Annotated in this window: 11 protein-coding genes; 4 read left to right on the top strand and 7 right to left on the bottom strand. The window is 61.7% G+C overall.

All coding sequences use genetic code 11. The features are described 5' to 3' along the window. The first annotated feature begins 168 nt into the window (after positions 1–168). Both aceE and aceF read left to right on the top strand, forming a co-directional pair. On the top strand, positions 169–2,838 hold the full coding sequence (gene aceE / locus MA04_RS05740; RefSeq protein ID WP_163126298.1) for a pyruvate dehydrogenase (acetyl-transferring), homodimeric type: 2,670 nt from the start codon (positions 169–171) through the stop codon (positions 2,836–2,838). A 37-nt stretch (positions 2,839–2,875) separates the two neighbouring features. Further along, positions 2,876–4,582, top strand: coding sequence for a dihydrolipoyllysine-residue acetyltransferase (aceF, locus tag MA04_RS05735; RefSeq protein WP_262459748.1), 1,707 nt, complete (start codon positions 2,876–2,878; stop codon positions 4,580–4,582). Positions 4,583–4,682: 100 nt separating this feature from the next. Here the strand turns inward: aceF and MA04_RS05730 are convergent, their stop codons facing one another. The 7 genes from MA04_RS05730 to MA04_RS05700 form a co-directional block, all read right to left on the bottom strand. After that, positions 4,683–5,030 carry a Spy/CpxP family protein refolding chaperone gene (locus MA04_RS05730; RefSeq protein ID WP_163126294.1) on the bottom strand — a complete coding sequence of 116 codons (348 nt, stop codon included), beginning with the start codon at positions 5,028–5,030 and terminating at the stop codon, positions 4,683–4,685. Positions 5,031–5,115: 85 nt separating this feature from the next. Next, positions 5,116–5,814, bottom strand: a complete 699-nt coding sequence (locus tag MA04_RS05725; protein WP_262459747.1) for a response regulator — start codon at positions 5,812–5,814, stop codon at positions 5,116–5,118. After that, positions 5,792–7,168: an ATP-binding protein gene (locus MA04_RS05720; RefSeq protein ID WP_163126290.1), complete on the bottom strand. Its 1,377-nt coding sequence runs from the start codon at positions 7,166–7,168 to the stop codon at positions 5,792–5,794. Before MA04_RS05720 ends, MA04_RS05725 begins: the two co-directional genes overlap by 23 nt. A gap of 113 nt (positions 7,169–7,281) precedes the next feature. Then, the gene (locus MA04_RS05715; protein WP_262459746.1) at positions 7,282–7,851 is read right to left on the bottom strand and encodes a cob(I)yrinic acid a,c-diamide adenosyltransferase; all 570 of its coding nucleotides are present in this window, start codon (positions 7,849–7,851) and stop codon (positions 7,282–7,284) included. Positions 7,852–8,104: 253 nt separating this feature from the next. Beyond that, positions 8,105–8,974, bottom strand: a complete 870-nt coding sequence (locus MA04_RS05710) for a ketopantoate reductase family protein (RefSeq protein WP_262459744.1) — start codon at positions 8,972–8,974, stop codon at positions 8,105–8,107. After that, positions 8,971–10,269 (bottom strand): AmpG family muropeptide MFS transporter, encoded by a 1,299-nt coding sequence (locus MA04_RS05705; RefSeq protein ID WP_262459743.1) that lies wholly within the window; start codon positions 10,267–10,269, stop codon positions 8,971–8,973. The genes MA04_RS05710 and MA04_RS05705 overlap by 4 nt, the downstream gene beginning before the upstream one ends. Continuing rightward, positions 10,270–10,602 (bottom strand): MGMT family protein, encoded by a 333-nt coding sequence (locus tag MA04_RS05700; protein ID WP_022993696.1) that lies wholly within the window; start codon positions 10,600–10,602, stop codon positions 10,270–10,272. A gap of 296 nt (positions 10,603–10,898) precedes the next feature. Between MA04_RS05700 and groES the strand changes: the two genes are divergently transcribed. Then, positions 10,899–11,189, top strand: coding sequence for a co-chaperone GroES (gene groES / locus MA04_RS05695; RefSeq protein ID WP_014995778.1), 291 nt, complete (start codon positions 10,899–10,901; stop codon positions 11,187–11,189). Between the two features lie 52 nt (positions 11,190–11,241). Beyond that, positions 11,242–12,882: a chaperonin GroEL gene (groL, locus tag MA04_RS05690; RefSeq protein WP_014995777.1), complete on the top strand. Its 1,641-nt coding sequence runs from the start codon at positions 11,242–11,244 to the stop codon at positions 12,880–12,882. Positions 12,883–12,965 lie beyond the last annotated feature (83 nt).

The raw sequence follows: 12,965 nt of genomic DNA, 5'->3' as shown, positions 1-12,965 counted from the left end.
TCCGGTTTCCTAGCTCCCTGGTGTTGATTGCCCTCGAATCACCGGAGGAGCGAGCTTCCTCGACCTGTCGCGACGACCACACCCGGAACCGTCGACACAGGCACGACATTCGCTGTCGCGGCGATCCCGCGACGGCGTGGCTAACGCGATTAAAAAGGACGCAAGCCCATGCAGAAAAGAAACTTCTTCGATGATATCGATCCGGCGGAAACGCGTGAATGGCTGGACGCGCTGGAATCGGTGATCGAACGGGAGGGGCCGCAACGGGCCGCCTGGCTGTTGGACATATTGACCAACGGAGCCCAGGAACAAGGCGTATTGCGCACCCACCTGAACACCCCTTACATCAACACCATTCCGCCTCGCAAGGAGGCGCCGTTACCCGGTGATTTGTTCATGGAGCGGCGTATTCGCTCCCTGATCCGCTGGAATGCGTTGGTGACGGTGCTACGGGCCAATAAGAGCGATGACGATCTGGGTGGTCACATCGCCAGCTTCGCCTCTTCCGCCACCCTCTACGACGTCGGCTTCAATCACTTCTTCCATGCTCCTCACGATGACAACCCCGGTGACTTGGTGTTCTTTCAGGGACACTCCGCTCCCGGTGTCTACGCCCGTGCCTACCTGGAAGGGCGTATCGACGAGGAGCAACTGGATAACTTCCGCCGGGAAGTGGCGGGCAAGGGACTATCCTCCTATCCGCACCCCTGGCTGATGCCGGACTTCTGGCAGTTCCCCACCGTGTCCATGGGGCTGGGGCCGATGCAGGCCATCTACCAGGCCTATGTGATGAAGTACCTGCAGAACCGCGAGCTGGTTGCCGATCATAATCGCAAGGTCTGGGCCTTCCTCGGCGACGGCGAAATGGACGAGCCGGAATCCCTCGGCGCGCTGTCCATGGCCGGGCGGGAGAAACTCGATAACCTGGTGTTCGTGGTCAACTGTAACCTGCAGCGCCTGGATGGTCCGGTGCGCGGCAACGGCAAGATCATCCAGGAACTGGAAAGCTTGTTCCGGGGAGCCGGCTGGAACGTGATCAAGGTAATCTGGGGGCGCTTGTGGGATCCGTTGTTGGAAAAGGACGACGAGGGACTGTTACGCCGCCGCATGGAAGAGTGCGTGGACGGTGAATATCAGGCCTACAAAAAGAACGGCGGTGCCTACACCCGCGAGCACTTCTTCGGTGCCTATCCGGAACTGAAGAAAATGGTCGAGCACATGAGCGATGAGGACATCTATCGTCTCAACCGCGGCGGCCACGACCCGTTCAAGGTATTTGCCGCCTACAACGAGGCGGTGAACCACTCCGGTCAGCCCACCGTGATTCTGGCGAAAACCGTGAAGGGTTACGCCACCGGTGCCGGGGAAGCGGTCAACAAGACTCACCAGATGAAGAAGATGGATCTGGAGAGCCTGAAGGAATTCCGCGATCGCTTCGACATGCCGTTCACCGACGAAGAGCTGGAAACGATCCCCTACTACAAACCGGAAGAGGATTCTCCGGAGCTGCGCTACATGCGCCAGCAGCGGGAGAAACTGGGCGGCTATATGCCGGTGCGCCGGCGTGAAGCCAGCCAGGCCCTGAAAATGCCGGGCCTGGACTTCTTTTCCAACTTTCTGGAAGGCACCGGCGACCGGGAGATTTCCACCACCATGGCGTTCGTGCGCATGCTCAACGCTTTGGTCAAGGACAAGACCCTGGGCCAGCGGGTGGTCCCGATCGTACCCGATGAAGCGCGCACCTTCGGTATGGAAGGCATGTTCCGGCAACTGGGTATCTATTCTTCCAAGGGGCAGAAGTACGAGCCGGAGGATGCCGGTCAGGTGATGTACTACCGCGAGGACAAAAAAGGGCAGATCCTCGAGGAAGGCATCAACGAAGCCGGCGCCATGGCCGCCTGGATCGCCGCGGCCACCAGCTACAGCGTCCACGATTTCACCCTGATTCCGTTCTTTATCTACTACTCCATGTTCGGCTTCCAGCGCACCGGGGATTTCTGGTGGGCCGCCGGCGACAGCCAGGCCCGCGGCTTCCTGCTGGGCGGCACCGCCGGGCGTACCACGCTCAATGGCGAAGGGCTGCAACACCAGGATGGTCACAGCCATGTTCTCGCCAGCACGGTGCCGAACTGCGTCAGCTACGATCCCACCTACGCGTATGAAGTGGCGGTGATCCTGCAGGATGGTCTGAAGCGCATGTATGAAGACCACGAGAACATCTTCTACTACCTGACGCTGATGAACGAGAACTACGTGCACGGCGCCATGCCGGAAGGGGCGGAGGAAGGCATTCGTCGCGGCATGTATCTGTTGCACGAAGGCAAGGGTGGTAAGAAGGCATCGAAGGTGCAGCTGTTGGGCTCCGGCACTATTTTGCGTGAGGTGGAGGCCGCGGCGGAATTGCTGCACCAGGACTTTGGCGTCAGCGCTGACGTGTGGAGTGTCACCAGCTTCAATGAGCTGCGCCGTGAAGGCATCCGTGCCGACCGTGATCGCATGCTGGCGCCGGAACGCGACAAGCACGAACCGACCTGGGTGGAGCGCTGTCTGGCGGACCGTGCCGGCCCGGTGATCGCTTCCACCGACTACATACGGGCTTACGCGGATCAGATCAGGCCCTGGGTCAAGGCGCCTTACCGGGTGCTGGGCACCGACGGCTTCGGCCGCAGTGATTCCCGTGCGCAACTGCGCCACTTCTTCGAGGTGGACCGCTACTTCGTGGTGCTGGCGGCGTTGACCGCGCTGCGCGATGAAGGCGAGGTCGATGCCGACGTGGTGCAAAAAGCCATGGAAAAATACCGAATCGATCCGGCCAAACCCTACCCGGTGACCCACTAATGATTTTCCACTCTTCTTCCACAAGAAGGAGCAAAGCGTGAGCAAGGAAACTATTCGAGTCCCCGATGTCGGCAGCAGCGATCCTGTTGATGTCATCGAGGTGACGGTGAAAGAGGGCGATACCATTGCCCCGGAAGACACCATCGTGGTGTTGGAATCGGACAAGGCGACGGTGGAAGTGCCAGCGCCCAAAGGCGGCAAAGTGCTTGGTCTTCTGGTCAAGCAGGGTGACAAAGTCAAGGAAGGCGACCCGCTGTTGGAGCTGGAGGCGGAAGCTGGTGACGACGATGCCGGACAGGCGGCCGGGGAGGAACAAGCTGATCAGAATGGCGCTGAGGAAGCCGAGCCTGAACAGGAGAGCAAAAGCACGGACGAAGGCGCTGACAGCGAAGATGATGAACAGGAAGCACCCCAGGGAGGCGGCAGCCAGACCGTGACGGTGCCCGATCTTGGCGATATCGAAGGCGCTGAAATCATCGAGATCCCGGTCCAGGACGGGGATCAGGTCGAGGCCGAGCAGACCCTGGTGGTGCTGGAGTCCGACAAGGCGTCCCTGGACATCCCCTCGCCGGCGGCGGGCACCGTGGCCCGGTTGCGGGTCAAGGTGGGTGACAAGGTCGGTACCGGTGATCAGCTGATGGATCTGGATGGGGCCGGCGGCGGCGGGGCGAAGAAAGCGTCCGGCGACGACGGTAAAGCGGCGGCGAAAGCCGGCGGTGACAAGGCCGTGGCCAAAGCCGAATCCAGCCCGGCGAAAAGTGCCGGTCAGACACAAAAACCGGCCGATCAGGCGCCTGCCAGACAGGAGAGCAGCGCGGCTTCCGCGTCCTCCGGTCAGCCATCCGCCCAGGTTCATGCCGGCCCGGCGGTACGCAAGCTGGCCCGTGATACCGGTGTGGACCTGGCGCGGGTCAAAGGCTCCGGTCCCAAGGAGCGTATCCTCAAGGAAGACGTCCACGCCTATCTGAAAAGCCGTATGGAAGCGCCGGCCGGGGCAGGCACGGCGGCACCGGTGGACGATTTGCCGGACATTGATTTCAGCGAATTCGGACCGGTGGAGCGAGTGGAACTGAACAAACTGCGTAAGGTGGCGGCCCGCAACCTGCACCGCAGCTGGATCACCATTCCGCACGTTACCCAGTTCGACGAAGCCGATATCACTGACCTGGAAGCGTTCCGCAAGAGCCAGAACAAACTGCTGGAGAAGGAAGGCGTCAAGCTCACCATGCTGGCCTTTCTGGTGAAAGCCTGTGCCAATGCGTTGCGCGCCTTCCCGCGTTTCAACAGTTCCCTGGAGAAAGGCGGCGAAGCCCTGATTCAGAAGGACTATGTGCACATTGGCATCGCCGTGGACACCCCCAACGGTCTGGTGGTGCCGGTATTACGTGACGCCGACAAGAAAGGGCTCAAGGAGATTGCTCTGGAAATGTCGGAACTGGCGGCCAAGGCGCGGGATCGCAAGCTGACACCGGCGGACATGAAGGGCGCCTGCTTCAGCATCTCGTCCCTGGGCGGTATCGGCGGGACCGCCTTCACGCCGATCGTCAATTGGCCGGAGGTGGCGATTCTCGGTGTCAGCCGCTCCGACACTAAACCAGTGTGGGATGGCCAGGCGTTCCAGCCCAGGCTGACGCTGCCGTTGTCACTGTCCTACGATCACCGGGTGATCGACGGCGCCGACGCGGCGCGCTTTACCACTTACCTGAGCAGTCTGCTGGGGGATTTGCGTAGAGTGTTGCTGTAGTAAAAGAAAGATCGCGGCCAATTGGCCTGCTCCCATTGCTATTTCAAGAAGTCGCTGTGGGAGCGGCCTTGGCCGCGAATTATCTCAGCACGGTCGTGGTTTATTCCGCGTTTTTCCGCTCCAGACGCTGCTGCATCCGTTCCATGCGCTCCTTCATCTTTTCCTTGCGTTCTTCCTGCAGTGCCTGCGCTTTGTCCCGCTGTTCCGTGGTTAACACCGCGTCCACTCGTTCGCGGGTCTCATCGTGCAGCGTTTTCATTTTCTCGTGCTGTTCCTCGAAGATCGATTCAATCTCGGTACGTTGAGCGTCGGTCAACTCCAGGGTTTCCGCCATGCGGTCCATGCGTTGCTCCGGATCGAACTTCATCTTCGAACCGTGACCCATGCCGGGGCCGGCGAAGGCGGTGGTGGTGACCAGGGTGAGGGCGATCAGTAGTGCTTTCTTCATGGCGTTTTCTCCGTTGAACTTCGATGCACCCAGTGTCGGAGAAAAATGTGCAGAGAGCGTGCAGGAACCGTGGAACAACCCGCGCTTATTCGTCTTCGTCGGTACCGTCTTCCGGCCGGGTCTGAAGACGGTAGCCCACACCGTAGACGCTGCCGATCCAGTCGTGGTCACCGGGCAGCCCTTCGCCCAGTTTTCGTCGCAGCTTGCGAATATGGCTGTCTATGGTGCGATCGGAGACCACTCGGTGGTCCGGGTAGATCACATCCATCAAATGATCGCGGCTCCAGATTCGGCCCGGTTGTTTGGCCAGGGTGGCCAACAGTTCGAACTCGATGGCGGTGAGCGCCACCCGGGCACTTTGGTAGACCGCCTCGAAGCGGTGACGGTCCAGTTCCAGGCCGCTGCCCGGTTCCTGTTCCGTGGCCAGGGAGCGGCGCAACACCGCCTTGACCCGCGCCACCACTTCCCGGGGGCTGAACGGCTTGCAAATGTAGTCGTCGGCGCCGATCTCCAGCCCCAACAACCGATCCACCTCTTCCACCCGGGCGGTGATCATCAGAATCGGTACCTGGGAGAAGCGGCGGATGGTTTTGCACAGTTCCATGCCGTCGCCGTCGGGCAGCATCAGATCCAGCAGTACCGCCTGATAACCTCCTTCACGGACGAGCCGTTCCGCCTCCCGCACACTGGCGGTCTGATCCGCCTGGAAGTGACTGTGGGTCAGATAGTCCGCCAGTAGCTGCGCCAGGCGGGGCTCGTCTTCAACGATCAGTACGCGGGGCATGATGATCCTTGGGCAATCGAATGGTGATACGCAGGCCGCCCAGCGGGCTGTGCCCGGCCGTGATGGTGCCGCCATGGGCTTCGACGATGCGCTGGCAGATCGCCAGTCCCAGGCCGGCGCCGCCGGTGCGGCGGTTGCGCGAGCTTTCCACCCGGAACAGGTGATCGAACAGTTTCGGCAACGCTTCCTCTGGCACACCCGGAGCGGTGTCGTTGATGGTAAGGCGCCAATGGTCCTGCTCGTCGTCCAGAACCAGTTGCACTTCGCCACCCTGATCGGTGTATTTCAGGCTGTTGTGCAGCAGATTATCGAGCAACTGGCGCAGGCGTACCGGATCGCCGCTAAGGGTGGCCGGCGGCAGGGTGGTGAGCAGGGTCAACCCCTGGCGCTGCATCGCCGGGCGCACCGCGTCCACGGCGTCCTCGCAGAGGGCGTCCAGGTCCATCCGGGTAAAGTGATAGCGCAGGTTGCCGGCATCGGCCAGGGCCAGATCGTGCAGATCGCTGACCAGATGGGTCAGGTGCCGGACCTCGGATTCCAGGGTGCTGATGGTCTCCTTGCTCATCGGACGCACGCCGTCCTGGATCGCTTCCAGCTCGCCGCGCAGTACCGCCAACGGCGTGCGCAACTCGTGGGCGATATCAGAGAACCAGCGCTGACGGGCCTGCTGGCCCTGATTCAGGCGCTGCGCCAGGCTGTCCACATGGCGAATCAGATCGCCCAGCTCATCGCGCCGCTGACTGGTCAGCCGGGCCCCGTAATTCCCTTCGCGCAGTTGCCGGGTATGGCGGCTCAGGGCGGTGATCGGTGCCACGAAGTGGCGTGCCAGCAGCCACGACACCAGTAGTGACAGAGCCAGGCCAATCAGGGTCATCCACAGCATGAAACGCAGTTGCCGGTCCTGGAATCGGCGATCCATGGAGTCGCGGATCGCTTCCTGGTCCGGATAGACCAGCCAGCCCACTACCTGATCGCCGATACGGATCGCCACCTTGCGACGGAATTTGGGCGCCACTGGTGGGCCCAGCAGAGGGTGCTTGTCGGCCGTCAGCAACTGCAGATGACGATGGGCATCGCGATCGATTTTACGCGGGTCGGGCTGATTGCGGTCACCAGCGAGCCAGTACAGCCGTCCCAACTGACGCGGGTCACGTAACAGAAAGTCCCAGCTGCCCCGCTGCGCGTAGAGTACTGCCAGGTGATCGGCGAGCCGTTCCACCTGGGCTTGCTGACGCTCATCCAGATACTTGGACAGGCTCTGCTCGAACGACAGGTAATAGAAGGCGCTGGCCGCCAGGATCAGCAGCAGGAAAGTACCCAGAAAGGTGAGGAACAGCTTGTTGCGTATGCCCATGATGCCCGCGGGAGCCGTGGAGAATCGCTCCAGTGTAAGGCCGTCCGGGGTGTCTCCCTAGCGACTTGCACATTCTTTCAAAATGGAATGCCTCCAAGCCGCGCGGCGTCCGGTCAGCGATCTTCGCGCCGTACCCACTGTGATTCCGGCGTTTCGGCGCGCAGATTGATCAGGCGGGCCATGATGAACAGCAGGTCGCCGAGACGGTTGAGGATCGCCAGGCTGACCGGGTTGACCTCTTCCTCGGCGGCCAGCGTCACCAGCCGGCGTTCGGCGCGCCGGGCCACGGTACGGCAATGGTGACACCAGGCGGCGTCGGCGTTGCCGCCGGGTAATACAAACTCCTTCAGCGGCGGCAGTTCGGCATTGATCAGATCGGCCTGGGATTCGATTTCCACCAGTTCGGCATCGGTGAGGGTCGCGGTGGCGGGAATGGCCAGCTCGCCGCCGATATCGAACAGCCATTGCTGCAAATTCTCGATCAACCGGTCCAGATCCTCATCAAGCGGGTGAGCGCGTAGTACGCCGAGTGCGCTGTTGAGTTCATCCAGGCTGCCCAGGGCTTCGATGCGGGGATGGTCCTTGGCGACCCGGCTGCCATCGGCGAGGCCGGTCTGGCCATCGTCGCCGGTGCGGGTGATGACCCGGTTGATGCGGGTCTTTTCATCCTTGCGGGAAGACATGGTGATTCCTTTTTGATGATGTGGCGTGGAATCCATGAATGTACTCCGGATTCCGCCACGGGTGCAGCCCCGACCCCGGAGACATGAGGGGAGGAGAGCCGACCGTCGGCTCTCCACCAGCTCTGAAACCGCTCGCTTCGGATCACCCTGCTACGAAGCCGCTGTGGGAGCTAGCCTGCTGGCGAATCTTTTGGGCGCCGTGTCTTATTCGCCAGCAGGGCTAGCTACAGCGGCCTTGTAGCGACCTCTGATTTCATGTCTCCGAGGTCATGGCGGCGACGATGCGCTCATGGGCCGGCAGTGACAACCCCTGGGCAGCGGCCCGGCGCAGTAAATAGCCATTGATGGCATCGATCTCGGTGCGGGCGCCTTTGCGGACGTCGGCACGCATGGACGAAGTATTGCCCGCGGTGGCGCTTGCCACCGCCATCACCCGGGGCAGGGAGTCGCCGGGCCAGGTCGGATCCAAAGCAGTGAACAACTGGTCGGCCTCCCGGCACAGTTCGGCGGCCTGGCGTTGCAACTCCCGGTCTTCCAGCAGCCGGCCGTTGGGCACATCGTGGAGCGCGGTGAGCGGATTGATCACCGCGTTGGCCACCAGTTTATGCCACTGGCGGTGTTGAAAGTCCGTTGGCCAGCTCAGGTTCGGCCAGTGTGCGCTCAACGGCTCGAACCAGTCCGGAGCGGCATCGCCGCCGCCCATCCAGGTTTCGTTTTCCGCCACCACCTGATGTTGTTCCGGCCCGTCCTGCTTCACCGCCGAAGTGGTGACCACCTCGATCGGCAGCACGCCCTCTGGCAGCAGACCATCAAGGCTGCCGAGACCGTTCTGCAGGCGCAGCACCTGGGTATCGGCGATCAGCGGCACTTGCCCAAGGGCGGTGGCGCTGTACGGCGCCTTGCAGGCCACGATCAGATGGCGCGGCGGTTCGGTCAGCGCGGCGGGCGAAAGCACCGGCAGGATCAGATCGTATGACGGCCTGCCGTCGGCGAAGGTGAGCCTCCTGCGAAGCGGGCTGGCGGTGTCGCGGCGCAGCAAGGTCACCGGGAAACCGGCCTGGAGCAAGTAGTACGCCGCCAGCAAGCCCATGTTGCCGGCGCCGAGCAGGTACCAGGTGCTCATAGCCGTTGTGCCTCCGGCCGGGCGCCGTGTCGGATCAGCCACAGCAGAATCAGCAGTCCCGGTATCGCCATCAGCGCGGTGAGTATAAAGAACACCTCCCAGCGGCCTCCGAGAAGATCCACCATCCAGCCGCTGCCGGCGGCCAGGGTGGTGCGGCCCAGATTGCCCAGCGATGCCAGCAGAGCATACTGCGTAGCGGTGAACTGCCGGTTACACAGGTCGGAGATATAAGTGACGAAGGCAATGGTGGAAACACCGCCGGTGAAGTTGTCGAGAATCACGCAGGTCAGCAGCACGGTGTCGTTACGCCCGGTCACCGCCAGCCAGGCGTAGAGCAGATTGGTCAGGGCCATGGCGATCCCGGCTACCAGCAGACCCCGGGAGGCGCCCAACTTGATACTGATGGCACCGCCGAGAAAGCTGCCAACACCGAGTGCCACCATGCCGGCGGTTTTCACGTAGGCGAACACCTCCGCCCATTCGTAGCCGATTTCGTTGTAGAAGCGGATCGACATGGTGCCGAGAAACGCCTCGCCGATCTTGAACAGAAAGATGAACCCCAGCAGCACCACGGCCATCTGCGTGCCGTTGCGGCGGAAAAACTCAATGAAAGGCGCGAATACCGCGCTTTGCAGCCAGCGTGCCATGCGCTCGCCCGGCGGGGCGTCCAGGCGTCCGCCCGCCATGGTTCTGTCTTCGGGTTCCCGTGCCAGCAGGCAGCCGGCCACCCCGAACAACATGGCGCTGCTCATCACCAGGTAGATCTGGTTCCAACTGTCGAGCAAGGCGGTCAGCCACAGGGCGATGCCGGCGATCAGCAGATTTCCCAGCAACCACCCCACCACGCCGGCGGAGGCGGCGGCGCCCTGCTGGTCCACCGGCACGGATTCGATCCGCAGGGCGTCGATGGCGATATCCTGGGTGGCGGAAACAAAAGCGATGATCAGACAGATAATGCCCACGGCCAGCAGCTGTTTGCTGGGCGTGAACACGGAGAGCAGGATCAGCAGCCCCACCAGTGCGATCTGGCTGAGCAGAATCCAGGCCCGGCGCTTGCCCAGCGCCCGCCCCAGCGGTCCCAGACGGAAACTGTCCACCAATGGAGCCCACAGAAAATTGAGCGCGTAGGGCAGGGAGACCAGACCGAACAGGCCCAGGCTGGTACGGCTCAGACCCTCGTCGGTGAGCCAGGCGGACAGGGTGGAAACGATCATGCCCTTGGGGAAGCCGCTGGCAATACCCAGCAGAAAGATCACCAGGATGCGGCGATCAAAAAAGGCGTTTTCCAGTTTCATTTACTCTCCGGGGGCGGATTCGGCGGCCTCGGGGCGCCATTGGAAACGGCGCAATGGCACGCGGTGGCCCAGCACCGCCACGCCTTCCTTGTGTAACCGGCGCAGTTGGGTCTCTCCGCTGGGGGTGCCGATCAACGGCAGACCGCCGTCGCCCCGGATCACCCGATGCCACGGTAGTTTGCTGCCTTTGGGCAACTGGCTCATCAACCGGCCGACAAAACGGGCGTGGCGTGGGTAACCCGCCATACGGGCCACCTGACCATAGCTGCAGACGGTGCCGGCGGGGATGGCCGCCACAATCTGATAGACCGCGTCGCGGAACTCCTGATTCATGCGGCGAGTATGAAAGTGCCGGGGGCACCGCGCAACCGCCATCCACCCTTTGGGCCGTCGCTGACACGACGTCAAAAATCACTCCAGGTGATTTTTTGTGCTCCGCGCTCTTGAAAGGCCGGCTGGCAGCCCCATTAGGAGGTCACCGGCGTGACGGCCTATTGACTGTCATGACGGTCCAATTATGATTAGCACTCTCTGGCATAGAGTGCTAAGCCGGATCTGGCCATGCCGGTCCGGCCATGATGCTGACTACATTCGTTGATTGCTGAAACCTCAACAGGAGAAGAGAGGCAATGAAAATCCGTCCGTTGCATGATCGCGTACTGGTGCGTCGCGAAGAGGAAGAAACCAAGACCGCCGGCGGTATCGTGCTGCCCGGCTCAGCCGCTGAGAAGCCTTCCCGGGGTGAAGTGATCGCCGTGGGTAATGGCAAGATCCAGGAAAACGGCGACGTGCGTCCTCTGGACGTGAAAGCAGGCGACAAGGTGATCTTCGGCCAATACGCCGGTAACACCGTGAAGGTGGAAGGCGAAGAACTGCTGATCATGAGCGAGGCTGAAATCCTGGCCGTGATCGAAGGCTGATCCTTATTCCCCACTGCTTTCCTGGATAACCGAATTTCAGAGGAACACGACAATGGCTAAAGAAGTACTGTTTAGTGACGACGCCCGCCAGCGCATGGTGAAAGGCGTGAACATCCTGGCCGACGCGGTGAAAGTCACCCTGGGTCCGAAAGGCCGTAACGTGGTGCTGGAGAAGTCCTTCGGCGCTCCGGCCATCACCAAGGACGGCGTGTCCGTGGCCAAGGAAATCGAGCTGGAAGACCGGTTCGAGAACATGGGTGCGCAAATGGTCAAGGAAGTCGCTTCCAAGGCCAACGACGAAGCCGGTGACGGCACCACCACCGCCACCGTGCTGGCCCAGGCCATCGTCAACGAAGGCCTGAAAGCCGTGGCCGCCGGCATGAACCCGATGGATCTGAAGCGCGGCATCGACAAAGCCGTCATCGCCGTGGTCGAAGAAATCAAGAAACTGTCCACCCCCTGTGACAACACCAAGAGCATCGAGCAGGTGGGCACCATCTCCGCCAACGCCGACAGCTCCGTGGGCGAGATCATCGCCCAGGCCATGGAGAAAGTGGGCAAGGAAGGCGTGATCACCGTTGAGGAAGGCCAGTCCCTGGCCAACGAACTGGAAGTCGTGGAAGGCATGCAGTTCGACCGCGGTTACCTGAGCCCGTACTTCATCAACAACCAGGAAAAAATGCAGGTAGAGCTGGAAGAGCCCTACATCCTGCTGGTGGACAAGAAGATCTCCAATATCCGCGAACTGCTGCCGGTACTGGAGAACGTGGCCAAAGCCGGTCGTCCGCTGATGATCATCGCCGAGGACATCGAAGGCGAAGCCCTGGCCACCCTGGTGGTGAACAACATGCGCGGCATCATCAAATGCGCCGCCGTGAAAGCGCCGGGCTTCGGCGATCGCCGCAAAGCCATGCTGCAGGACATCGCCATCCTCACCGGCGGTACCGTGATCTCCGAGGAAGTGGGCCTGAGCCTGGAGAACGTTTCCCTGGAAGATCTGGGTAACGCCAAGAAAGTGAACATCGACAAGGAAAACACCACCCTGGTCGATGGCGCTGGCCAGCAAGGCGATATCGATGCCCGTGTCGAGCAGATCCGTCGCGAGATTGATAACTCCTCTTCCGACTACGATCGCGAGAAGCTGCAAGAGCGTGTGGCCAAACTGGCCGGCGGCGTGGCCGTGATCAAGATCGGTGCCGCCACCGAAATGGAAATGAAAGAGAAGAAAGCCCGCGTTGACGATGCTCTGCACGCAACCCGTGCCGCCGTGGAAGAAGGCGTGGTCCCGGGTGGTGGCGTGGCGCTGGTACGCGCTCTGGCCAACATGGGTGACCTGAAAGGCGACAACGAAGAGCAGAATGCCGGTATTACCATCGCCATCCGTGCTCTGCAGGCTCCGCTGCGTCAGATCGCCACCAACGCTGGCGCCGAAGCGTCCGTGATCGTGCAGGAAGTTCGCAACGGCAGCGGTAACTACGGTTACAACGCCGCCACCGGCGAATACGGTGACATGCTGGAAATGGGTATCCTGGATCCCGCCAAGGTCACCCGTTCCGCGCTGCAGGCCGCCGCTTCCGTGGCCGGTCTGATGATCACCACCGAAGCCATGGTGGCGGACAAGCCGGAAGAAAAAGGTGCTGCTCCGGATATGGGCGGCATGGGTGGAATGGGTGGCATGGGCGGCATGATGTAATCGCCGCTCCGGCTCCCACCGAAGCCCGAAAAAGCCTCGCCCGCAAGGGCGGGGCTTTTTTATGGTTCATCGCGGATTACCGG

Origin of the sequence: Alloalcanivorax balearicus MACL04, from assembly GCF_025532145.1 — a bacterium.
GTDB lineage: Bacteria > Pseudomonadota > Gammaproteobacteria > Pseudomonadales > Alcanivoracaceae > Alloalcanivorax > Alloalcanivorax balearicus.
This window is presented reverse-complemented; position numbering and strand designations above follow the sequence as displayed.